Source organism: Streptomyces sp. NBC_01017, assembly GCF_045162795.1.
Classification (GTDB): Bacteria; Actinomycetota; Actinomycetes; order Streptomycetales; family Streptomycetaceae; genus Streptomyces; species Streptomyces machairae.
In genome coordinates, this window is sequence record NZ_CP108683.1 from 9,371,135 (window position 1) to 9,392,743 (window position 21,609).

At 71.8% G+C, this 21,609-nt stretch carries 21 protein-coding genes; 12 read left to right on the plus strand and 9 right to left on the minus strand.

All coding sequences use genetic code 11. The annotated features are described in order from the left end of the window. Positions 1–75: 75 nt before the first annotated feature. On the plus strand, positions 76–2,181 hold the full coding sequence (locus OG331_RS42920) for a protein kinase domain-containing protein (protein WP_406207360.1): 2,106 nt from the start codon (positions 76–78) through the stop codon (positions 2,179–2,181). A gap of 2 nt (positions 2,182–2,183) precedes the next feature. Here the strand turns inward: OG331_RS42920 and OG331_RS42925 are convergent, their stop codons facing one another. Further along, complete coding sequence (locus OG331_RS42925) at positions 2,184–2,966, minus strand: hypothetical protein (RefSeq protein WP_406207363.1); 783 nt, start codon at positions 2,964–2,966, stop codon at positions 2,184–2,186. A gap of 7 nt (positions 2,967–2,973) precedes the next feature. After that, the gene (locus OG331_RS42930; protein ID WP_328883412.1) at positions 2,974–4,023 is read right to left on the minus strand and encodes a LacI family DNA-binding transcriptional regulator; all 1,050 of its coding nucleotides are present in this window, start codon (positions 4,021–4,023) and stop codon (positions 2,974–2,976) included. Positions 4,024–4,293: 270 nt separating this feature from the next. Between OG331_RS42930 and OG331_RS42935 the strand changes: the two genes are divergently transcribed. Continuing rightward, positions 4,294–5,244 (plus strand): ROK family protein, encoded by a 951-nt coding sequence (locus OG331_RS42935; RefSeq protein WP_406207366.1) that lies wholly within the window; start codon positions 4,294–4,296, stop codon positions 5,242–5,244. Positions 5,245–5,296: 52 nt separating this feature from the next. Here OG331_RS42935 and OG331_RS42940 read toward each other — a convergent pair whose 3' ends face one another. Further along, positions 5,297–7,279 carry an NPCBM/NEW2 domain-containing protein gene (locus tag OG331_RS42940; protein WP_406210687.1) on the minus strand — a complete coding sequence of 661 codons (1,983 nt, stop codon included), beginning with the start codon at positions 7,277–7,279 and terminating at the stop codon, positions 5,297–5,299. Between the two features lie 217 nt (positions 7,280–7,496). Here OG331_RS42940 and OG331_RS42945 point away from each other — a divergent pair, with 217 nt between their 5' ends. The 3 genes from OG331_RS42945 to OG331_RS42955 all read left to right on the plus strand — a co-directional run bounded on the left by OG331_RS42945 (position 7,497) and on the right by OG331_RS42955 (position 9,983). Continuing rightward, positions 7,497–8,483: a TIGR01777 family oxidoreductase gene (locus OG331_RS42945; RefSeq protein WP_406207368.1), complete on the plus strand. Its 987-nt coding sequence runs from the start codon at positions 7,497–7,499 to the stop codon at positions 8,481–8,483. Between the two features lie 50 nt (positions 8,484–8,533). Continuing rightward, entirely contained in the window at positions 8,534–8,794 is a 261-nt protein-coding gene (locus tag OG331_RS42950) for a hypothetical protein (protein ID WP_406207371.1), read from the plus strand. A 145-nt stretch (positions 8,795–8,939) separates the two neighbouring features. Then, positions 8,940–9,983 (plus strand): NUDIX domain-containing protein, encoded by a 1,044-nt coding sequence (locus tag OG331_RS42955; RefSeq protein WP_406207374.1) that lies wholly within the window; start codon positions 8,940–8,942, stop codon positions 9,981–9,983. On the opposite strand, the gene OG331_RS42960 is transcribed toward OG331_RS42955, so the two are convergent. Next, positions 9,950–11,008: a protein kinase family protein gene (locus tag OG331_RS42960; RefSeq protein ID WP_406207376.1), complete on the minus strand. Its 1,059-nt coding sequence runs from the start codon at positions 11,006–11,008 to the stop codon at positions 9,950–9,952. The genes OG331_RS42955 and OG331_RS42960 overlap by 34 nt on opposite strands. Positions 11,009–11,032: 24 nt before the next feature. Then, the gene (locus tag OG331_RS42965; RefSeq protein ID WP_406207379.1) at positions 11,033–12,388 is read right to left on the minus strand and encodes a dipeptidase; all 1,356 of its coding nucleotides are present in this window, start codon (positions 12,386–12,388) and stop codon (positions 11,033–11,035) included. A 133-nt stretch (positions 12,389–12,521) separates the two neighbouring features. Here OG331_RS42965 and OG331_RS42970 point away from each other — a divergent pair, with 133 nt between their 5' ends. After that, positions 12,522–13,790 carry a geranylgeranyl reductase family protein gene (locus tag OG331_RS42970; protein WP_406207382.1) on the plus strand — a complete coding sequence of 423 codons (1,269 nt, stop codon included), beginning with the start codon at positions 12,522–12,524 and terminating at the stop codon, positions 13,788–13,790. Between the two features lie 68 nt (positions 13,791–13,858). Here OG331_RS42970 and OG331_RS42975 read toward each other — a convergent pair whose 3' ends face one another. Next, on the minus strand, positions 13,859–14,308 hold the full coding sequence (locus OG331_RS42975) for a nitroreductase/quinone reductase family protein (RefSeq protein WP_406207384.1): 450 nt from the start codon (positions 14,306–14,308) through the stop codon (positions 13,859–13,861). 152 nt (positions 14,309–14,460) lie between these two features. Between OG331_RS42975 and OG331_RS42980 the strand changes: the two genes are divergently transcribed. From OG331_RS42980 to OG331_RS42990, 3 genes are all read left to right on the plus strand, one after another. After that, positions 14,461–15,150, plus strand: a complete 690-nt coding sequence (locus tag OG331_RS42980) for a TetR/AcrR family transcriptional regulator (protein WP_406207387.1) — start codon at positions 14,461–14,463, stop codon at positions 15,148–15,150. 101 nt (positions 15,151–15,251) lie between these two features. Further along, positions 15,252–16,511, plus strand: coding sequence for a sensor histidine kinase (locus OG331_RS42985; protein WP_406207389.1), 1,260 nt, complete (start codon positions 15,252–15,254; stop codon positions 16,509–16,511). Further along, positions 16,508–17,173, plus strand: a complete 666-nt coding sequence (locus OG331_RS42990; RefSeq protein ID WP_328883422.1) for a response regulator transcription factor — start codon at positions 16,508–16,510, stop codon at positions 17,171–17,173. The genes OG331_RS42985 and OG331_RS42990 overlap by 4 nt, the downstream gene beginning before the upstream one ends. Here the strand turns inward: OG331_RS42990 and OG331_RS42995 are convergent. After that, entirely contained in the window at positions 17,134–17,439 is a 306-nt protein-coding gene (locus tag OG331_RS42995; RefSeq protein WP_406207393.1) for a DUF6332 family protein, read from the minus strand. The two genes, OG331_RS42990 and OG331_RS42995, sit on opposite strands and share 40 nt — an antisense overlap. Positions 17,440–17,569: 130 nt before the next feature. On the opposite strand from OG331_RS42995, the gene OG331_RS43000 reads away from it, so the two are divergent. Beyond that, positions 17,570–18,109 carry a GNAT family N-acetyltransferase gene (locus tag OG331_RS43000; RefSeq protein ID WP_406207396.1) on the plus strand — a complete coding sequence of 180 codons (540 nt, stop codon included), beginning with the start codon at positions 17,570–17,572 and terminating at the stop codon, positions 18,107–18,109. A gap of 14 nt (positions 18,110–18,123) precedes the next feature. On the opposite strand, the gene OG331_RS43005 is transcribed toward OG331_RS43000, so the two are convergent. After that, on the minus strand, positions 18,124–19,602 hold the full coding sequence (locus tag OG331_RS43005) for an MFS transporter (RefSeq protein ID WP_406207399.1): 1,479 nt from the start codon (positions 19,600–19,602) through the stop codon (positions 18,124–18,126). An 85-nt stretch (positions 19,603–19,687) separates the two neighbouring features. Between OG331_RS43005 and OG331_RS43010 the strand changes: the two genes are divergently transcribed. Further along, on the plus strand, positions 19,688–20,065 hold the full coding sequence (locus OG331_RS43010) for a MarR family transcriptional regulator (protein WP_328429485.1): 378 nt from the start codon (positions 19,688–19,690) through the stop codon (positions 20,063–20,065). A 39-nt stretch (positions 20,066–20,104) separates the two neighbouring features. Here the strand turns inward: OG331_RS43010 and OG331_RS43015 are convergent, their stop codons facing one another. Then, positions 20,105–20,845 carry a maleylpyruvate isomerase family mycothiol-dependent enzyme gene (locus tag OG331_RS43015; RefSeq protein ID WP_406207402.1) on the minus strand — a complete coding sequence of 247 codons (741 nt, stop codon included), beginning with the start codon at positions 20,843–20,845 and terminating at the stop codon, positions 20,105–20,107. A gap of 182 nt (positions 20,846–21,027) precedes the next feature. Here OG331_RS43015 and OG331_RS43020 point away from each other — a divergent pair, with 182 nt between their 5' ends. Next, complete coding sequence (locus OG331_RS43020; RefSeq protein WP_406207405.1) at positions 21,028–21,603, plus strand: DM13 domain-containing protein; 576 nt, start codon at positions 21,028–21,030, stop codon at positions 21,601–21,603. Positions 21,604–21,609 lie beyond the last annotated feature (6 nt).

Below are 21,609 nucleotides of genomic sequence, written 5' to 3' on the forward strand. Positions count from 1 at the left end.
TGGCGTTGTCACTGCTGCCCCGTAGTCTGTACGCCACGCAAGGCATGTCAGTGGTGTCACAGGAACGGGGCAGCGGTGTCATCGGGGGAGAACGGACAGGCGGACGAGACCGGTCGGCTGCTGGCCGGGCGCTATCGCGTGGTGGCGCAACTCGGGCGCGGCGGCATGGGCGTGGTCTGGCGGGCCGTCGACGAGGTGCTGGGCCGCGAGGTCGCCGTCAAGGAACTGCGTACCTACTCGGACGCCGACGGTCCCGAACTGGCCGATTTGCGGCTGCGGATGCAGCGCGAGGCCCGTGCGGCGGCCCGGGTCAAGCACTCGGGCGTCGTGGCCGTCCACGACGTCGCCGAGGTCGACGGACGCCCGCTGATCGTCATGGAGCTGGTCGACGGCCCCTCCCTGGAGGCGGTGCTGCGCGAGCGCGGCACCCTCGACCCGCGTGAGGCGGCCGGGATCGGCGCCAAGGTCATGGACGCGCTGGCCGCCGCCCACCGCGCCGGCGTCCTGCACCGCGACGTCAAGCCGGGCAACATCCTGCTCGACCGCTCCGGCCGGGTCGTCCTGACCGACTTCGGCATCGCCGCCATGGACGACCCGGGCGACGGCGCGGCCACCCAGCTCACCCGCACCGGCCATCTCGTCGGCTCCCTGGACTACTTGGCCCCCGAGCGCGCACAGGGCGCCGACCCGGGCCCGTCCTCGGACGTCTGGGCCCTGGGCGCCACGCTGTACGCCGCGGTGGAGGGCTCCGCGCCCTTCCGCCGTACGTCGACGTTCTCCACGCTCACCGCGATCGTCTCCGAACCCCTGCCGGAGCCCGTCAACGCCGGGCCGCTCGGTCCCGTCCTGGCGCGTCTGATGGACAAGCGGTCCGAGTCCCGCCCGGAGGCCGACGAGGCACGCGAACTCCTCCAGACGGTGGCCGAGTCGGGCGGCACGGACGCGCCGACGGCGGCCCTGCGGAGCTCCGCGGACTCCGGGCCCGGGCGGGACGAGACCGAGCGCAACGTCCCCTCGGTGCCGCCCGGGTTCGGGCCCACACCCGCGGTCGCTCCCGACGGGCAGGGGTCCGGGGCGCCCGCGCCGACCGGGCCCGCCGGACAGGCGTACGGCGGCCAGGGCCAGGGCGCGCAAGGGCCTCAGGGCGGCGACACGCCCCAGCAGGGCGTACCCGCGTCGGACCTGCCCGGGGCGCCACGCTTCGGAACTGCGGGGCAGGGCACGAACAGCCCGGCGACTCCTGGCCAAGGCACGCCACCGGCACCGGGCTTGGGCGCCGGGGGCCGACCCGGCTCGCCCGTACCCGGACACGGCCCCGGCACCCAAGGGCAGCCCGCCGCATCGCCGTACGGAAGTGTGCCGGGGCACTCCGGCCAACCCCCGCACGGCTACGGCAGCCCCAGCCCCTCGCCGTACGACTCCGCCGCCACCGGCCCCATGGTCACGTCCTCGTCCGGCACCCCCTCCCGGCGCAGGAGCCGCGCTCTGCTCGCCGCCGCGGCCGTCACCGTCGTCCTCGCGGCCAGTGGAGTCACGGTCGCTCTGCTGAACAACACGGGCGACACCAAGGCCGAGGAGCCGGGCACCTCGGCGGTCGCCGCCACGGACAAGTCCGCCGAGGCGAGCGGCAGCCCCGACGCCGACCGCTCGGGCGACGGCGGCCTGACCGAGAAGGACGACGACAAGAAGTCCCCCGGCGCGTCCAAGTCCCCCAGCCGCACGGCGGACGGCGAGCCCTCCGATCGCCCCAGCACCTCGTCCCCGACCAAGACCTCGGGATCGGGCGGCACCGACGGCGGAACCACGGGCGGCGGTTCCGGCGACGGCGGCACCACGGGCGGTGGCGGAACCACAGGCGGCGGCGGAACCACGAGTGGAGGCGGCGGCACCACGCCGGACCCGTCCTGCTTCGCCATCGGCGGCGGCAAGTACAACTGCACGGTCTGGAAGACCGCCAAGTCCTACACCGCCTCCGGCAGCGAGGTCGGCATCCTCAACGCGGGCACCAACTACTTCTACTGCCAGCAGAACCTGGGCCGCCGGGAGACGTCCGGCCAGTGGACCAACGTCTGGTGGGCCAAGACGGACGACGACAGCGGCAACACGAACGTCTTCGTCAGCGATGTCTACCTCGAGGGCGGCAACAACGACGAGCCGGTGCCGGGACTCCCGGTCTGCTGAGCTCAGTTCCGGTCAACGCGGAGGTACTTCTCCAGGCCGGACGCCGTCACCAGTCGCTCCTCCACCAGCAGCCGCGTTCCCCGGTCGCACAACCTCGCGTCGGCGCGCGCACGCTCGCAGAACTCCTCGGGAGTGGCCCCGAACAGCTCCCGCAACCGGGCCGAGCCAAGCAGGAGTTCCGAGATCATCGGCCGCTGGCCGGGGTGGGTGCGTGGCGCGCCGGAGCCGTCGTGCAGGACGCCATGGCGGTTGACGTACACGAAGGTGCCCGGGAGCGCGGTGCCGTCCGCCGTCTCGATCCGTACGTCGGGCGCGGGCAGCCAGGCGCGGCCGAAGTTGCCGTCCGGCGTCGGCACGCCCTCGCTGGCGTCGATCACCGCGAGCTGCTCCGAGTCGAGCCAGGTGATGAACAACTCCCGTACGTGGCCCGGCGCTTCGAAGGGCGACGCGGACACGTACCCCATGCGGCTCACATGCGCGGAGACACCGACCTCGACGCCCGTCACCCGCACCTTCACCATCGGGAGGGGAGTGACGATTCCGAAGGCGGCCATCTTGCGCCGCAGTTGGCCGGGACAGGCGTTGGAGCCGACCGCGAGGACGGGCACGCGGTCGTCGTACACCAGACGGTCCAGGGGCAACAGCCGGTCCCCGTCGAGGAGTCCGGAGTCCGACGGCCACGCGCCCGGATACAGCAGCGGATGGTCGCGCGGCGCCTCGGCCAGGCCGAGTGCCTCCAGGGTGCGGTCGTGCAAGGGCTGCGAGCCGCTCGTGCGGTGGTCCATGGGCCCCTCAGTCCGCCGGCGGCAGCTCGCCCGAGCCGCGGGTGATCAGTCGCGTCGGCAACTCGATGCGTTCCGGGGTGACCAGGGTGCCGTCCAGCTGACGGAACAGCCGCTCGGCGGCGGTACGGCCCAGAGCCGCGGCGTCCTGGGCGACGACCGTGACGCCGGGCTGCAGCAGATCGGCGAGTTCGATGTCGTCGAAGCCGACGAGCGCGACACGACGGGCCTGCTCGGCGAGGACACGGATCACGGTGACCGTCACCCGGTTGTTGCCCGCGAAGATCGCGGTGACGGGGGAGGGGCCGGAGAGCATCTCCTCGGCCGCCCGGCGCACCCGCACCGGGTCGGTGACGCCCAGGGACATCCAGGCGTCCTCCACCGGTATGCCCGCGTCCTCCATGGCGGCCCGGTAGCCGCGCAGCCGCTCGGCGGCCGTGTGGATGCGGGGCATGTCGCCGATGAAGCCGATCCTGCGGTGCCCGTGGGCGATGAGGTGCGCGACCCCGTCGCGGGCACCGCCGTGGTTGTCGGACAGGACGCAGTCGACGTCGATCTGCCCGGCCGGGCGGTCGACGAACACGGTGGCGACGCCCGCCTTGAGCTCGGGTTCCATGTACCGGTGGTCGTCACCGGCCGGAATGATGACCAGCCCGTCCACCCGCCGTGCGCACAGTGCCAGCGCCAGTTCCTGCTCGCGGTCCGGGTCCTCGGCGCTGGAGCCGTTGATGAGCAGGGCGCCGTGCGCTCGGGCGACTTCCTCGACCGCCCGGCTGAGCGGGCCGTAGAAGGGGTCCGCGAGATCCTCCAGGACCAGGCCGATGCTCGCCGTGCGGCCCTTGCGCAGCACCCGCGCGCTGTCGTTGCGGCGGAAGCCCAGGGCGTCGATGGCCTCCTGGACGCGACGCTCCGTCTCCGGGGTGACGCCCGGCTCTCCGTTGACCACGCGCGAGACGGTCTTGAGGCCGACTCCGGCACGCGCCGCGACGTCCTTCATGGTCGGACGGTTGCCGTAGCGGTTCTCCGGGTGGCGGTCGGAGCGGCGGATGGTCTCGGCCACGATGCGGTGTCCTGTCCTGTCGTCGTCCACGGGACGAGTCGATCCATGAGGCTCACGCGGTCCGCGCGGATGCGTCGGTCCATGGGGATGCGTCGGTCCATGGGTTTGTATGAGGATGTGGCGTCGAGCATAGAGCCTGGACAACGTTGTCAGATCCAGGGGACACTGTCCACCGCAATCTCCGGCCTGCGCCCCCACCGCGAGACCGGCTCGCCCAATTCCCGTGGTTGACGGGGAGATCCGAATGGTTGACGGGGAGAACTGACACTGATGCACACCGACCTCGTGGCTGCGCTCGACATCGGCGGCACCAAGATCGCCGGAGCGCTGGTGGACGGCCACGGCAAGATCGTGGTCCGGGCTCAGCGCGCGACGCCCGCGCGGGAGGACGGCGACACCGTGATGCGGGCCGTCGAGGAGGTCGTCGGCGAACTCACCGCGTCGCCCCTGTGGGGACGCGCCACGGCACTCGGCATCGGCAGCGCGGGACCGGTGGACGCCTCCGCGGGCACCGTGAGTCCGGTCAACGTGCCCGGATGGCGCGACTATCCACTGGTCCGGCGCGTCCGCGAGGCGGCCGGTGGCCTGCCCGTCGAGCTGATCGGCGACGGCGTGGCCATCACGGCGGCCGAGCACTGGCAGGGAGCGGCCCGGGGGCACGACAACGCGCTCTGCATGGTCGTCTCGACGGGCGTCGGCGGTGGCCTGGTCCTGAACGGCCGACTGCACCCCGGCCCCACCGGCAACGCCGGCCACATCGGTCACATCAGCGTCGATCTGGACGGCGATCTGTGCCCGTGCGGTTCGCGGGGCTGCGTGGAGCGCATCGCGAGCGGTCCCAACATCGCCCGGCGGGCGCTGGAGAAGGGCTGGCGGCCGGGCCCGGACGGCGACACGTCCGCCGCCGCGGTGGCCGCCGCCGCGCGGGACGGCGACCCGGTCGCCGTGGCCTCCTTCGAACGCGCCGCGCAGGCCCTCGCCGCCGGTATCGCGGCCACCGCGACCCTCGTCGAGATCGACATCGCCGTGATCGGCGGCGGAGTGGGCAAGGCGGGCGACGTCCTGTTCACCCCGCTCCGCAAGGCCCTGCACGACTACGCCACCCTGTCCTTCGTCCAGCGCCTGACGATCACCCCGGCCCAGATGGGCACGGACGCCGGGCTGGTGGGGGCCGCGGCGGCCGCGCTCGCCGGGAAGGCGGGCGCGGCGGCGGGCGTCTGAGCACCCCGGCGGGCAGGAACGTTCAGTCACCGGGTGGGGGCGGGCGGAGCGCTCAGCAGGTCAGTCGCGCCTCCGCCCAGTCCCCGTGGTCCGAGGTGACGCCGTCGCCGCCGTCGGTGACGACGAGCCGGATCACCTGGGCGCCGGTCACATCGGCCGTGAGGGCCTGGGCCGGCATCGCGTTGGTCAGGACGCCGGTCGACGCGGCCCGGGTGCCGTCCGCCCAGATCTCGAAGGCGACGGTGCCGTCGGCGCCCTCCTCGTCGTCGACCCCGACCTGCACGGTGACCGCCTCGCAGGCGCCGCCGGCGTAGTACTCGACGGCGCTGTCGGCGTGGACGCCGAGCCCCGTGCCGTACACCACCCCGCCGATGGTGATCGGATTCCCGTCGCCCGCGTCGCTCTCGCCGTTGCTGGTGTTGCGCTCGACGGGGCCCCATCCGTTGGCGGCCGAGAGCCACGCAAGGTCACCGAGGGCGGACGTCCCCGAGGGCGGCGCCACCGCCACCGTCGCGGTCAGCGGCAGCGCGCTGTCGACGCGGACACCGGAGGGGGAGCGGTAACTCGCCTTGAGAGTGAGGCCGTACGACCCCGGCGGCGTCCCTTGCGGTGCGGTGACCGCCCACTGGGTGCGCAGGGAGCGGCCTGTGGAGAGCGCGGGCGAGGTGGTCGGTGACGTCGCCTTGACGGACCACCCCGAGGGTCCGGTCAGCGAGACGGACACGCGCTTGGCCGTCGTACGCCCGAGGTCGGTGACCGTCGACGTGAGGGCGGTCTTCTTGCCCGCCTCGACCAACGGGCTGCCGTTCAGGCCGAGTTCGACGGCGGGCGGGTGCTGGACCGACTTGGGATCGGCGGCGACGCGCAGCAGGACGGTGCCGTGCGCGGGGACGGTCGCGGAGATCGTGCCCGCGGTGTTGTAGCTCCGGTGCTGCCACAGGTCGCGCAGTGCGTAGGCGTCGGCGGCGGGCAGGCCGACCGCGTCGGCGCTCGTGGTGATGCGCTGGGCGGTTCCGGACTCGTTGAAGAGTGCCACCGCGCGGCTGCCGTCCCGCATCTCCTTGGCGACGACCCAGCGCCCGCTCTGCGAGGAGATCACCGTGCCCTGCTTGCCCAGCGGGTCCTGGTCGACCGCGATGACCTCGCGGTTGCCGAGGATCTCGAAGGTCTCCTCGCCGGCCGAGCGCAGGTCGGAGCCGATGAGGAGCGGCGCGGCCATGATCGCCCACATCGAGAAGTGCGAGCGGTACTCGGTGTCCGTCATGCCGCCGTTGCCGACCTCCAGCATGTCGGGGTCGTTCCAGCGGCCGGGACCGGCGTGCGGGGCGAGCGGCAGGTTCTGCTTGAGGATCGACAGCATCGAGCCCCAGTTGTCGCTGATGTCGCCGGTCGTGCGCCACAGCTGACCGACGTCGGCTGCCCACTCCCAGGGCTTGTTCTCGCCCCACTCGCAGATGCTGTAGACGATGGGCCGGCCCGTGGCCCGGAGCGCGTCGCGCATGGTCGTGTAGCGCAGCTTGGCGTCCACGCCCTGGTTGTTGCAGTTGTCGTACTTGAGGTAGTCCACGCCCCAGTCCGCGAACTGCTGGGCGTCGCTGTACTCATGGCCGAGGGAGCCCGGGAAGCCGGCGGTGTTGCAGGTCTTCGTGCCCGCGCTGGTGTAGATGCCTATTTTCAGGCCCTTGGAGTGCACGTAGTCCGCGACCGCCTTGATCCCGTTCGGGAAGCGGACCGGGTCGGGTACGAGCTTGCCGTTCGCGTCCCTGGAGGGCAGGGCCCAGCAGTCGTCCAGGTTGACGTACTCGTATCCGGCGTCCTTGAGGCCCTTCTCGACGAAGATGTCCGCGATCCCCTTGACCATGGCCTCGTCGAACTCGGCACGGCAGTGCGTGGAGTTCCAGTTGTTGAAGCCCATGGGCGGGGTGAGGGCGAGGCCCTCCGCCGGGGCGGGAGCCGCGGGGGCCGCGGGGGCCGCGGCAGCGGGGGCGGCCAGTCCCGCCGCGCAGAGCAAGCCTGCGGCGAGTGCTCCGACCACTCTGGTGCGGGTTGTGCGGGTGTGAAGGTTACGCACCGTTACGTTCCTCCGTACCTGCGAAGACGGATGACGGCATGTACGCGTCATAGTGCGTTCACGGTAGAACCTGTCGGACTGTGTTGGAAGTCGTCGGAGGACGGAATGGTGAGCCGAAGAGAGTTTTTGAACATGTTCAACGTTCTGGGGTAAGGTCGTTCCCACACGAGAGGGGGAGCCGATGAAGATCGTGATTCCCGGGGGAACCGGGCAGGTGGGCGCGGTCCTGAACCGTGCGCTGAGCAGTGCGGGCCACGAGGTCGTCGTCCTGACGAGACGGCCCACGCGCGACGGCGAGGTGTACTGGGACGGCGAGACCCTGGGGCCGTGGGCCGCGGCGATCGACGGCAGCGACGTCGTGATCAACCTGGCGGGGCGCAGTGTCAGCTGCCGTTACACCGCGCCCAATTTGCAGGCCATGATGGATTCGCGGGTGCACTCCACCCAGGTCGTCGGCGAGGCGATCGCGAGCGCGGCCCGGCCGCCGCGGATCTGGCTGCAGATGAGCACGGCCACCATCTACGCCCACCGCTTCGACGCGCCCAATGACGAGGCGACGGGCATCATCGGCGGCAGTGAGCCCGATGTGCCGGACTACTGGGCCTACAGCATCGACATCGCCAGGTCCTGGGAGCGGGCGCAGGAAGAGGCCGACACGCCGCACACCCGGAAGGTCGCCCTGCGCTCCGCCATGGTGATGAGCCCCGATCGCGGCGGCGTCCTCGACATGCTGCTGCGGCTCGCGCGGCTGGGCCTCGGCGGCCCTGTCGCGGGCGGCGGCCAGTACATCTCCTGGATCCACGACCGCGACTTCGTCCGCGCGGTCGAGTTCCTGATCGAGCGCGAGGACCTCGTCGGGCCGGTGAACATCGCCGCCCCCGAACCGCTCCCGCAACGCGCGTTCATGCGGGACCTTCGCTCCGCGTCGCGCGTCCCCGTGGGCCTGCCCGCGACGAGGTGGATGGCGGAGATAGGTGCGTTCGCGCTGCGCTCGGACACCGAGCTGCTGCTCAAGAGCCGCCGCGTCGTCCCCGGCCGGCTGCTCGACGCGGGGTTCGCCTTCGAGTACGCCCGCTGGCCGGAAGCGGCCGACGATCTCGTACGGCGCGTGCGGCAGCGCCGGCTCGACCCGGGCCGGGCCGGGGCCGGAGCTCCGTCACTGACCTGAGCGCGCGAAGGGGAGCGTGACTCCCGGCCCGTTCCGCAGTTGAACCGGCCATGAAGAAGCGCAGCATGCTCGCCATCGCCTCCCTGGCCACCGGATTCGTCGTCGCGGCGGTCACCCCGTCCCACGCCGCCGAGACCCCCGCCACCGGGTTGCCCGACGCCGGGATCCCGGTCAGCGGCGCTCAGACGAAGGTCGCCGGCGTGAACGTGAACGATGCCCTGGACACCGTCGGCCGCGCCATCAACCGGGAGACGGACCGGGCCGTGAACGACGCCCCGCACGGGAAGACCAAGAACGGCAAGAAGGGCTGACGAGCCCACCGCCACGACCGCACGGCGCCGGAGCCCCCGAATCCGCGGGGCTCCGGCGCCGTTGTCATGCGCTCTCTACGGGAGCTGGTTTCCGTGGCAGGGTGGAGCGGGCAAGCCACAGGGGGCCAACAGAAGAGGGGGAAACGTGATCGTTTGGATCAACGGTGCGTTCGGTGCGGGGAAGACCACCACCGCACGGGAACTGATCGAGCTGATCCCGAACAGCACGCTCTTCGACCCCGAGGTCATCGGCGGAGCACTTACTCACCTGCTCCCGCCCAAACACCTCACCGAGGTCGGTGACTTCCAGGACCTGCCGATCTGGCGACGTCTCGTGATCGACACGGCGGCCGCGCTGCTCGCCGAGCTCGGCGGGACCCTAGTGGTACCCACGACGCTGCTGCGCCAGGAGTACCGCGACGAGATCTTCGGTGGCCTCGCCGCCCGCCGTATCACCGTCCAGCATGTGCTCCTCGCCCCGGCGGAAACGATCCTGCGGGAGCGAATAGCCGGGCGGGAGGTCCCGTCCGACCTGCCCGACGGCGAGATACGGGTCCGGCAGTGGTCGTACGACCGCATGGAGCCGTATCGCGCCGCACTCGCTTCCTGGCTCACCGCCGACGCGTATCCCGTCGACAACGGCGGCCTGACCCCGTACGAGACCGCCGTCCGCATCTCCGAGGCCGTCGGCAGCGGTTCGGTTCCCGCCTGCGACATCGTGCAGACGCCCGAGCCCACCGCCGAGACCCTCGCTTCGGGTGTCCTGCTCTTCGACGAGGAGGACCGCGTGCTGCTGGTCGACCCCACCTACAAGGCCGGCTGGGAGTTCCCCGGTGGCGTCGTGGAACCCGGCGAGGCGCCCGCGCGCGCGGGCATACGCGAGGTCGCCGAGGAGACGGGGATACGGCTGGAGGACGTGCCGCGCCTCCTCGTCGTCGACTGGGAGCGGCCCTCGCCCCCCGGATACGGGGGGCTGCGCCTCCTCTTCGACGGCGGGCGGCTCGACTCGGCGGAGGCCGAACAGCTCCTGCTGCCCGGGCCCGAACTGCGCGACTGGCGCTTCGTGACCGAGGCGGAGGCGGCCGATCTGCTGCCGCCGGTGCGGTACGAGCGGCTGCGCTGGGCGCTTCGGGCGCGCGAACGCGGGGCGGCGCTCTATCTGGAGGCGGGTATGCCGGCGCCTTCCTGAGCGAGCTCCAGCGCTTCGTACGGGTACGGCGTCCGGCGGCTCTCGTTCCGGAGCCGCCGGGCGAAGTCACCCATCACGACGGCGAGCGGCGCAAACCGCTCGATGATGCCGGCGGCGACCCGCGGGATCCCGTGGGGCCTGAAGCCCTCGGCGCAGGCACGCACGAAGGTCTCGCGGTCGTCCCGGCCATGGCCGTACAGGGCGGTCGCGAGCCAGTTCACCATGTGGAAGGCGGTGTGGACGCGGTCGTAGTGCCGGTGCCGCTCGAAGAAGTCGCGCTCCTGCGGGGTGAGGCGGAAGCGGGCGGAGAGAGCGAGGCCGTAGTCGGCGAGGTAGAGCCGGCGCCCGTCGGTGAGGACGTTCTGGAAGTGGGCGTCGAAGTGCAGCAGCCGGGCCTCGTGGAGAAAGTCCGTGAGGGCCGTGAGCTCCTTTTCCACGAAGGCGCACGCGGTATCGGCCTCGTCCGTGCGCAGCCGTGCGTCCAGCCAGTCGTGCAGGGTGTGCGGAACGTACTCCAGGAAAAGCGCCAAGCACGCGGTCGCCGTCCGTAGTCCCTCGATGCGCTCGCGCACCTGCGGGCCGCCGCCCCAGTAGGCGACGGCCCGCTCCGCGTCGGCCAGTTCGGCGGGGAGGGGCTGCGGCGGCTGCGGCAGGATCCGCCAGTGGTGGGTCAGCGGGAAGCCCGTGAACCGGTCGGCCAGCACCCAGTTCGTGGTCATCGTGTGCACGGCGAGTTCGCGCCAGGCGCCGAAGCCCGGGCTGCCGATGCCGTAGTGGAAGTAGGCCGGCAGGTCCAGGACGTTCGCCGTGGAGCGAGCGTTCTCCGGCCGCAACTCGACGTCGGTGAGCGGGACTCGTTTCACGAACACGTGTTTGCCGTCGACCTCGATCAGCGTCGACCGTCCGCCGATTCCCGTGCCGAGCGGCGTCCCCTCCGCCACGAGGTCCGCGAGCTCGTGGTCGGAGAGAAGCGCCAGGGACGTGGCGATGTCGGTGTGGGCGGTGAGGCGCCCGGTGCGGGTCATGGACCCATCCTCAGCGCAAGTGCCTCAGCTTGCCGCGTAGTTGCGCAGGAACAGGGCCTCGGTGACCGACAGGCGCTCCAGTTCCTGTGGGGACACGCTCTCGTTCACGGCGTGGATCTGGGCCTCCGGCTCGCTCAGGCCGATGAGGAGGATCTCCGCGTGCGGGTAGAGGGAGGCGAGGGTGTTGCACAGCGGGATCGAGCCGCCCTGGCCGGCGTACTGCATCTCCTGGCCCGGGTACGCCACCGCCATCGCGTCCGCCATGGCCTGGTACGCCGGGCTGCTCGTGTCGGCGCGGAACGCCTGGCCCTGGCCTATCTGCTCGGTGCGCACCCGGGCACCCCACGGCGTGTGCGTCTCCAGGTGGGCCTGGAGCAGCTTCGTCGCCCCGGCGGCGTCCACGCCCGGCGGCACCCGCAGGCTGATCAGCGCCCGGGCGCTCGCCTGCACGGACGGGGTGGCGCCGACGACCGGCGGGCAGTCGATGCCGAGGACGGTGACGGCGGGGCGTGACCAGATCCGGTCGGCGACCGTGCCGGAGCCGATCAGCTCGACGCCGTCGAGGACCTTGGCGTCCTTGCGGAACTGCGCCTCCTCGTACTGCAGCCCCTGCCACGCCGACTCGTCGGTCAGCCCGTCCACCGTCGTCGAACCGTCCTCGGCGCGCAGCGAGTCCAGGACGCGGATCAGCGCGCCGAGCGCGTCCGGAGCGGCTCCGCCGAACTGGCCGGAGTGCAGATTGCCTTCGAGCGTGTCGATCTGCACGCGCATGAGGGTCATACCGCGCAGCGTCGAGGTGACCGTCGGCAGTCCGACGCGGAAGTTGCCCGCGTCGCCGATCACGATGGTGTCGGCCGCCAGCAGGTCGGGGTGCGCCTCGGCGTACCGCTCCAGACCGCCCGTGCCCATCTCCTCCGAGCCCTCGGCGATCACCTTCACGTGCACCGGCACGCCGCCGTCGGCCTTGAGCGCGCGCAGCGCCAGCAGGTGCATGATCAGGCCGCCCTTGCAGTCGGCGGCGCCGCGCCCGTACCAGCGGCCGTCCCGCTCGGTCAGCTCGAAGGGCGGGGTGTGCCAGGCGGCCTCGTCCAGCGGGGGCTGCACGTCGTAGTGGGCGTACAGCAGGACCGTCTTCGCGCCCGCGGGGCCGGGCAGGTAGCCGTACACCGACTGCGTGCCGTCGGGGGTGTCCAGCAGGGCCACGTCCTCGAAGCCCTCCGCGCGCAGGGCGTCGGCGACCCAGCGGGCGGCGCCCTCGCTCTCGCTTTTTGGGAACTGGTCGAAGTCCGCCACCGACTTGAATGCCACCAGTTCGGTGAGCTCCGCCTTCGCCCTTGGCATCAGCGAGGCGACGGTCTCGGCGACCGGATTCGACGACATGGGCACGCTCCTTGTGGGTGCGACGTTGTACCAGTGAGTGCTGTGATCCTCCCACAGCGGCCTGCGGCGATGCCCGCCGTAGGATGCGGGGGACAGCAGGCGTAGGCGGCTTGATCGGGAGCAGTAGACCATCGTGAGCAGCGAGAACTCTTCGGCGGACGACGTGCAGCAGGTGTGGGACGTCGTCGTGGTGGGCGCGGGACCTGCGGGGGCCTCGGCCGCTTATGCGGCGGCCGTCGCCGGGCGGAGCGTGCTGGTGCTGGAGAAAGCGGATCTGCCGCGCTACAAGACATGCGGCGGCGGCATCATCGGCCCCTCGCGCGACTCACTCCCACCCGGCTTCGAGCTGCCCCTCCGCGACCGGGTGCACGCGGTCACGTTCTCCAACAACGGCCGCTTCACCCGCACCCGCCGCTCCAAGCACATGCTGTTCGGGCTGATCAACCGGCCCGAGTTCGACCAGCAACTGGTCGAGCACGCGCAGAAGGCGGGCGCCGAGGTGCGTACGGGTGTGACCGTGCAGCGCGTCGAGCAGCACGGATCGGCGGTGCCGGACCGGCGCAGCGTCGCAGTGGTCCTGCAAGGCGGCGAGACGCTGCTCGCGCGGGCCGTCGTCGGCGCGGACGGCAGCGCCAGCCGGATAGGAGCCCACGTCGGGGTGAAGCTGGACCAGGTGGACCTCGGCCTGGAGGCGGAGATCCCGGTGCCGGAGACGGTCGCCGAGGACTGGCAGGGGAGGGTGCTCCTCGACTGGGGGCCGATTCCCGGCAGTTACGGCTGGGTGTTCCCCAAGGGCGACACGCTCACGGTCGGGGTGATCTCGGCGCGCGGTGAAGGCGCCGCGACCAAGCGGTACTTGGAGGAGTTCATCGGGCGGCTCGGGCTCGCCGGGTTCGAACCGAGCATCTCCTCGGGTCACTTGACGCGTTGCCGCGCCGACGACTCGCCGCTGTCGCGCGGGCGGGTGCTGGTGTGCGGTGACGCGGCGGGCCTGCTGGAGCCGTGGACGCGCGAGGGAATCTCGTTCGCGCTGCGGTCGGGGCGACTCGCGGGGGAGTGGGCGGTGCGGATCTCCGAGGCGCACGACGCGGTGGACACCCGGCGCCAGGCCCTGAACTACGCCTTCGCGATCAAGGCGGGACTCGGCGTCGAGATGAGTGTCGGCAAGCGGCTGCTGACGGCGTTCGAGCGCCGTCCCGGGCTCTTCCACATGGCGCTGACCGGTTTCCGGCCGGCCTGGAAGGCGTTCATGGACATCACCCGCGGTGCCACGTCACTGGGTGAGATGGTCCGTGGCCACCCCATGGCCCAGCGCGCCCTGACCGCGCTGGACAACCGTCAGGCGCCGGACGCGACTGCGTCTGCGGCGCCGGCTCCGGCGGCCGACGAGGCCACGTCCTGACGACGATCCGGGTCACTGCGTGACGACGACCGGGGCACTTCCGTACGACGCCCCGGTCACTTCCCGGGTCACTTCTCGACGGCGATCCGGAAGACGGGATGGTCCGGGGCGGCCGCGATGATCTCCGCATCGGAGGACTTCGCGGTGACCCCGTCGAAGTACTGGTTGACCTCCCAGCCCCACTTCTCCAGGTAGGTCCGCAGGATCGGGAGCTTCATCTCGTCGGGAATCTCCACCGCGGAGAACTGGCGCAGCTTGCGCCCCACGCGCAGTTCCCCGCCGCCGGCGGCGCGCATGTTGCGCACCCACTGGGAGTGGCCGCGGGCCGACACGAGGTACTGCGTGCCCTCGTACGTGTGCGGGTTGACCGGGATGCGCTGCATGGTGCCGCTCTTGCGCCCGCGCACGGACATCTCCGCCGTGCCCGCGATGCTGAACCCGTGCCGGGCCAGCCAGCCGACGACGCTGTTGAAGCGGACGTTCAGCGGGCTGCCCTTGACGTAGTACGGCGACGACATGGTGACTCCCGGAGTGTGATCTGGAGAGTGATCTGGAGTTGCGAGAGCGGTGCTCTCGCTTGAGAGCAGTGTGCACGAGGCTGCCGATCCAGAGCAAGAGCAGTGCTCTCGAATATGTGCACTGCTCCGTGAATCGTGGGAGACTGGCTCACATGAGCAGCACCACACAGGGCGCACGTGCCCGAGCCAGGCTGGAAGTCACGGCGGCCATCAAGGACGAGGCGCGCAGACAGCTCGCGGCCGAGGGCGCCGCGAAGCTCTCGCTGCGCGCAGTGGCCCGCGAACTCGGCATGGTCTCCTCCGCGCTCTACCGGTACTTCCCCAGCCGGGACGACCTGCTGACCGCTCTCATCATCGACGCCTACGACTCCCTCGGCGAGTGCGCGGAGCGGGCGCACGGCAAGGCCGCCGACGCCGGGCCCGTGGGGCGTTGGACGGCGGTCGCGGAGGCCGTACGCGACTGGGCGCTGCGGCATCCGCACGAGTACGCGCTGATCTACGGCTCGCCCGTGCCCGGCTACACCGCGCCCGACACCACGGTCCCGCCCGCCTCCCGCGTCGGCCTCCTCTTCATCGGCATCCTCCGCGACGCCCACCAGGACTCCGGCCTCACCGAACCGCCCCTGTCCGCCGAGCTGCGCCCCGAGGCCGAGCGCATGGCCGCCGACCTGGCCCCTGATCTCCCCCCGGCGACGGTCGCGGCCCTGATCGCCGCCTGGGCCCAGCTGTTCGGGCTCGTCGGGTTCGAGCTGTTCGGGCAGTTCCACCGGGTCGTGGAGGACCGCGAGACGTTCTTCCGGCACGCGGTGGGCCGGCTCGCCCAGGACGTCGGCCTGGCGTGAGCCGCCGAGGAAGGAGGGGAGGGCGTACTTCGCGGGGAGTATCCGTGATCACCACGCCGGGGTGACGCCGCCCGGCGGTCATCGCGTCTAGCGTGGCGGACATGGATGAGCAGCAGGTACGCCGGGGCGGCGGTCCGCCGATGTGGTGGCGGCAGGGGCCGCCGTGGTGGAACCGCTGGGAGGACGAGGAGCACGCCCATCGCTGGCCCTGGCGCTCCACGCTGCTGATCACGGTCTTCGTGATGGCCGGCTCGAACTTCGCGGCCGAGGGGCAGTTGGACGACCGGGCCCCGCTCGACCCCTTCGCGCGCGTCCTGCTGTTCGTGGCGTCCGCCCTGCTGCTGTGGCGCAAGCGGTACCCGGTGGCCGTGGTCTTCGGGACGGCGGTCGCCGCCACGCTCTACCTCGGCGCCGGATACCCGTACGGCCCGGTCTTCCTGGCCGTCGCCGTGGCCTGCTTCAACGCCATCGTCACCGGACACCGCAAGGCCGCATGGGCGGCGGTCGGCGTGCTGTGGATCGGGCACGCCCTGGTCGCCCACTGGCTGTACCAGTGGCTGCCGCCCTCCGGTGACACGGCCGCACCCTGGGGACAGGAGGGCGTGATCGCCGCCTGGGTGGCGGCGATCGTGGCGGTGTCGGAGCTGGCCAGAACACGACGCGAGCAGTGGGTGCGGGAGCGGGCCGAGCGGGCGCAGGCGGCGCGGCGGCGGGCCGACGAGGAGCGGCTGCGGATCGCCCGCGAACTGCACGACGTCCTCGCGCACAGCATCTCCGTGATCAACGTGCAGGCGGGCGTGGGGCTCGCCCTCCTCGACACCGACCCCGAGCAGGCGCGTACGGCCCTCACCACCATCAAGGACAAGAGCAAGGAGGCGCTCGGCGAGGTCCGCCAGGTCCTCGACACCCTGCGCACCCCCGGCGACGCGCCCCGCGCCCCGGCCCCCGGCCTCGACCGGCTGCCCGAACTCGTGGAGCAGGCAGCGAGCGCGGGCCTCACCGTCGAGGTCGAGGGCGAGCCGCCCCGCCTGGCACCCGGCACGGACCTCGCCGCCTTCCGGATCATCCAGGAGGCCCTCACCAACGTCGTACGCCACTCGGAATCACGGCACGCACGCGTGCGTCTCGATCCCTCCGACAGGACGACGCTACGGCTGCGCATCGACGACGACGGTCCCGCGACCGGCACCGACGCGGGCGGCAGCGGCAACGGACTCGCCGGAATGCGGGAGCGGGCGGCCGCCCTCGGTGGCACGATCGAGGCGGGCCCGCGTGCCGACGGCGGGTTCCGGGTGCTTGCCGTACTGCCGTTGAAGGCTCCCGCAGGCGAACCGAGCAACCACGTCAAGGAGGACCGGTGATCCGCGTACTGCTCGCCGACGACCAGTCACTGGTGCGGGCCGGCTTCCGCGCGCTGCTGGACGCGCAGCCCGACATCGAGGTGGCGGGGGAGGCGTCCGACGGCGAGGAGGCGGTGCGCAAGGTGCGCGAACTGCGGCCCGACGTCGTCCTGATGGACATCCGCATGCCGCTCCTCGACGGCCTCGCCGCCACCCGCCGGGTCACCGACGACGGCGACCTCACGGGCGTCAAGGTGGTCATGCTCACCACCTTCGAACTCGACGAGTACGTCTTCGAGGCCATCCGCTCGGGTGCCTCCGGCTTCCTGGTCAAGGACACCGAGCCCGACGAACTCCTGCGCGCCGTAAGGGCGGTGGTCGAGGGTGACGCGCTGCTGTCGCCGGGGGTGACCCGCCGCCTCATCGCCGAGTTCGCCGCCCGCTCCAAGGAGCCCGCTGCCGCCGACGCCCTCGCCGAACTCACCGAGCGCGAGCGGGAGGTGATGGCGCTGGTCGGCATCGGACTGTCCAACGAGGAGATCGCCCGGCGCCTGGTGGTCAGCCCGCTCACCGCGAAGACCCACGTCAGCCGCACGATGGTGAAGCTCGGCGCCCGCGACCGGGCCCAACTCGTGGTGCTGGCCTACGAGTCCGGGTTGGTACGGCCGGGCTGGCTGGGCTGACTGCCTTCGCCCCCGGCGGCCTTCCGCTGCCCGAAGCGGACCAGCACGCTGACGACGCGGGCGACGAACAGCACCGCGGCCGCGGTCGCCCCCGCCGCGACGAGTGTGCCGCGCGTCCCGGCCGACACGTCGAAGGCGAACGCCGGTCCGGCCACGGCCCCGAACAGCAAGGCCGCCGCGAACGCCGCACTGCACAGGGCGTATCCGATCTCGACGGTGATCGCGTCCCGCTCGGCCTGACTGCGCCGTCCCCCATACATGGCCATACAGGGAGTTTCACAGGCGTGCGCCCGGCGGAGCAAGGGGGCGCCGCCGGGCGCACGCGAGGAGGCCAGGAGGCTTCCCTCGACCGTCTCTCCCGGAGCACTCTCACGGGCGTGCGATACGTTGCCCGCCATGACCGAGCTCGGACCAGTGGCCTGGCCACCTGCCCCGATCAGGACCGAGCGGCTCGTGCTCCGCGCGTCCGAAGCCCGGGACCGAGCGGCGTTCATCGAGCTGTTCGCCTCGCCGGAGGTGGGCACCTACACCGGTGGCCCTCGCCCGCGTGACGATCTCGAACGCGCGGTGCCCGAGGTGCCCGGGCGGCGCCCCGGCCTGTTCGTGATCGATCTCGACGGAGCGATGATCGGCATGATCACACTCGATCGGCGCGACGCAGAGCGGCCGGGGCATGTCCTTGCGGAGGCCGAAGAGGCCGAACTCGGCTATCTGTTCCTGCCGGAGGCGTGGGGATTCGGGTACGCAGCGGAGGCGTGCTCGGCGGCACTCGCCTGGTTCGCCGGAGCGCTTCCCGGCGAGCCGGTCGTGCTCTGCACCCGGACCGCCAACGACCGCTCGATGCGCCTCGCGGCCAAGCTGGGGTTCACCGAGGTGGAGCGGTTCGAGGAGTACGGTGCCGAGGCGTGGTTCGGTGTGTGGTCCTCCGTCACGTGATCCTCACGGGACGCCTAGTCGCGTACGGTGACACGTTCCGCCTCCCGGGACGTGGACTTGGCGACCACGACGGTCCGCGGCTCGCGGCGCGTGCGCAGTCCGGTGAGGGCGATCAGCAGACCCACGACCGCGATGCCCGTGATCACGACCAGCGCCGGCATGTAGCTGTCGAGGTGGGCCTGCGGGGAGGCGGACTCCTCGGGCGTGTTCGCGGTCAGCACCGCCGTCACCACGGCAAGGAAGAGCGCGCCGCCCACCTGGACCGAGGTGTTCAGCAGGCCCGAGACCATGCCCTGCTCGTGTTCGTCGACGCCGTTCGTGGCCTGGACGTTCAGCGAGGGGAAGGTCAGCGCGAAGGCCGAGCCGACCAGCAGCATGGTGGGCAGGATCACCGCCGCGTAGACCGGGTCGAGGTCGATGCGCAGGAACAGGACATAGCCGGCGACCATCAGGGCGAAGCCGATCGCGATCAGCCGTGCCGTGCCGAACCGGTCGATGATCGCACCGACCTTCGTCGCCGACAGCGCCACGAGCGCGCCCGCCGGCAGGAACGCCAGAGCCGTGTGCAGCGCCGACCAGCCGAGCAGCTCCTGCATGTAGAGCGTGACCAGGAACTGGAAGCCGATGTAGCTGCCGACGAACGTCAACGCACCCAGTTGTGCCCGTACTTGGGCCCCGGAGCGCAGGACGCCGAGCCGGATCAGCGGGCTCGGGCTGCGCCGCTCGACGCGGACGAAGGCCGTCAGCAGGACGACGACGGCGACGAAGGACAGGACCGTGCGCGCCGAGCCCCAGCCCGCTTCCGGCGCTTCGACGACGGTGAAGACGAGCAGCAGCATCGAGGCGGTACCGAGGACGGCACCCGGGATGTCATAGCCGCCGGTGGTCTTCTCGCGCTCGGTGCGCGGCAGCAGCTTCAGGCCGACGGCCAGGGCGATCAGCGCGACGGGCGCCGGGAGCAGCATGGTCAGGCGCCAACTGGCCTCGGTGAGCAGGCCGGAGAAGACCAGGCCCATCGAGTAGCCGGTGGCACCGCAGGTGGTGTAGATCGCCAGTGCCCGGTTGCGTACGGGGCCCTCGGCGAACGTCGTGGTGATGATGGACAGGCCGGCCGGTGCGGTGAAGGCGGCGGCCAGGCCCTTGATGAAGCGGCTTGCGATCAGCAGCGGGCCCGAGTCGACGAGCCCGCCGAGCAGGGAGGCCAGCGCGAAGACGGCGAGGGCCACCAGGAAGACCTGGCGTCGGCCCAGCAGGTCGGCGGCCCGTCCGCCGAGGAGGAGCAGGCCGCCGTAGCCGAGGATGTAACCGCTGACGATCCATTGCAGGGTCGAGGTCGACAGGCCCAGGTCGGCGCCGATGGACGGCAGGGCGACGCCGACCATCGACACGTCGAGTGCGTCCAGGAACATCGCGGCGCACAGCACCAGCAAGGTGCCCCACAGCCGGGGGGTCCAACGTCCGTCGGACGCGGGGGTGATGAGCGGAGAGGTCATGGCCGAGACACTACATGCGCATGCATCGAATGCAAGCGCATTTAATTCGCGTGCAACAAAACGCGATTTCTGCTACGGTGCGGCCATGGCGGCGACGAAGGCCGAGCGGGCGCTCGTGGACCAGTGGCGGGACATCCTGGCGCTGCACGCGCGTACCCAGTGCGAACTCGACCGTGCGCTGCACCAACACGGCCTGTGCGCCAGCGACTTCGAGGTCCTGGACGTGCTGGCGGACGGCGCCTGTTCGTACCGCGTCCAGGAGATCTCCGAGCGCGTCCATCTGAGCCAGAGTGCCCTGTCGCGGCTGATCGCCCGGCTGGAGAAGGACGGACTCGTCGAGCGCGGCATGTGCGCGGAGGACCGCCGGGGTGTGCGGGTGGCCCTCACGGCGAAAGGGCGCACGCTGCACGGCGAAGTGCTGCCGGTACAGCGCGCGGTGCTGACGAGGATGCTGGCGAACTGACCTGCGTGCGGCCCGGGTTGAGGCGCGCGGTGACGCCGTTCAGCTCCAGGTGACGGCCGAGTTCTCCCGCCACAGCCGGGCGACGGCGGCGTCGCCCGTCACGTGCGGGAACGGCAACCGGTTCCACAGCGCCACGTACAGCTGTGCGACCCGACCGGAGATCTCGCAGTCGGCCCCTGCGGTATCGCCGCGCACGGCCACCGGCGGTTCCTGCGACAGCCGTACGGTCCACACCGCGCCGTCCGTGTCCGTCGCCCGCACCCGCAGCACCCGGGGTTCGGCGCTGCGGACCCGGCTCCTGCGCCGGGCGTGGAAGGCCAGCAGCAACTCGTCGATGCCGTCCGCCGCGAAGTCGGGGTGGATCCCGCTCGGGGTGCCGCCGCGTGCCGTCTCCGCGTCGAAGCGGTGCACGGTCGTCTCGTGCGCCTGTCTGCGGGCCCAGAACGCGAGGGGCGACGGAGCGGGCAGGAACTGCCAGCACTGCACGTCGGCCGGGGCGCCGGCCAGTGTGTCGACCAGGTGGCGGTGCCCCTCCCGGAACCAGGCCAGCAGCGCGGCGCCGTCGAGGTCGGGCAGGCCGCCGTCGGGGTGCGCGCAGGTGTGACCCTCGGCCACGAACGCCGCCGCCCAGCGGTGCACCATGCCTGTGTGCCGCAGCAGATCCCGCACCTGCCAGTCCGGACAGGTCGGCACCTCGGCCTCGGACCCGGCCTCCTCGGCTGCCGCTGCCAGCAGCTGACCCTCGCGGTCCAGGGTTCGGACGAAGTCGGCGGTTTCCATGGGGCGAGTGTGCCGGACGGAGCGCCGGCCGTCCTGGCGGCGGGGCGTCGGGGCGTCGGGACGTCGGGACGTCGGGACGTAAGGGTTTCGTCATCACCCTCGGTATGCACGGCGGGCCTCGAGTTCCGTTGAATGGACGTCGACGGACGGTCGACGGATGACTCTCGGGAAGCGAGGCGGTTATGGGACGGGTGCGGAGGAAGCTGTTCGGGCCGTGGGGCATCGGGGTCCTGGTGCTGACCGTGGCCGTGGGCGGCTTCGGGCTGTACTGGTTCCAGCCGTGGAAGCTGTGGCAGGACCGGACCGTGGAGGAGGCCCTGCCCGCGGCGGCGCAGACCCCGGCGGGAGCGACCTCCTCCACCGGGGCGACCTCCCCGGAGGGGGCGGCCTCTTCGGCGCCCGGCCCCGAGACGCTGGCCGACGGTGAGCTGATCAGCCATGAGCACGCGACGTCGGGCACGGTGAAGCTCGTACGGCTGGCCGACGGCTCCCATGTCGTGCGGTTGGAGAAGCTGGAGACCAGCAACGGGCCGGACCTGCGGGTGCTGCTGACGGACGCGCCCGTGAAGGAGGGCACGGCCGGCTGGCGCGTCTTCGACGACGGCGCGCACATCAGCCTCGGCAAGCTCAAGGGCAACAAGGGCAGCCAGAACTACGTGGTGCCGCAGGACGTCGACCTGTCCCGCTACAGCAGCGTCAGCATCTGGTGCGACCGCTTCGACGTGTCGTTCGGGGCGGCGGAGCTTGCGCGGGTCTGAGGGGCG

Bases quoted from the DNA above. Each gene is read 5' to 3' on its own strand.
- OG331_RS42980 (WP_406207387.1), top strand. From the start codon at position 14,461: ATGAGCAGCACCACACAGGGCGCACGTGCCCGAGCCAGGCTGGAAGTC.
- OG331_RS42985 (WP_406207389.1), top strand. From the start codon at position 15,252: ATGGATGAGCAGCAGGTACGCCGGGGCGGCGGTCCGCCGATGTGGTGG.
- OG331_RS43010 (WP_328429485.1), top strand. From the start codon at position 19,688: ATGGCGGCGACGAAGGCCGAGCGGGCGCTCGTGGACCAGTGGCGGGAC.
- OG331_RS42945 (WP_406207368.1), top strand. From the start codon at position 7,497: ATGAAGATCGTGATTCCCGGGGGAACCGGGCAGGTGGGCGCGGTCCTG.
- OG331_RS42950 (WP_406207371.1), top strand. From the start codon at position 8,534: ATGAAGAAGCGCAGCATGCTCGCCATCGCCTCCCTGGCCACCGGATTC.
- OG331_RS42935 (WP_406207366.1), top strand. From the start codon at position 4,294: ATGCACACCGACCTCGTGGCTGCGCTCGACATCGGCGGCACCAAGATC.
- OG331_RS42975 (WP_406207384.1), bottom strand. From the start codon at position 14,308: ATGTCGTCGCCGTACTACGTCAAGGGCAGCCCGCTGAACGTCCGCTTC.
- OG331_RS43000 (WP_406207396.1), top strand. From the start codon at position 17,570: ATGACCGAGCTCGGACCAGTGGCCTGGCCACCTGCCCCGATCAGGACC.
- OG331_RS42965 (WP_406207379.1), bottom strand. From the start codon at position 12,388: ATGTCGTCGAATCCGGTCGCCGAGACCGTCGCCTCGCTGATGCCAAGG.
- OG331_RS43005 (WP_406207399.1), bottom strand. From the start codon at position 19,602: ATGACCTCTCCGCTCATCACCCCCGCGTCCGACGGACGTTGGACCCCC.
- OG331_RS43015 (WP_406207402.1), bottom strand. From the start codon at position 20,845: ATGGAAACCGCCGACTTCGTCCGAACCCTGGACCGCGAGGGTCAGCTG.
- OG331_RS42925 (WP_406207363.1), bottom strand. From the start codon at position 2,966: ATGGACCACCGCACGAGCGGCTCGCAGCCCTTGCACGACCGCACCCTG.
- OG331_RS42995 (WP_406207393.1), bottom strand. From the start codon at position 17,439: ATGGCCATGTATGGGGGACGGCGCAGTCAGGCCGAGCGGGACGCGATC.
- OG331_RS42960 (WP_406207376.1), bottom strand. From the start codon at position 11,008: ATGACCCGCACCGGGCGCCTCACCGCCCACACCGACATCGCCACGTCC.
- OG331_RS43020 (WP_406207405.1), top strand. From the start codon at position 21,028: ATGGGACGGGTGCGGAGGAAGCTGTTCGGGCCGTGGGGCATCGGGGTC.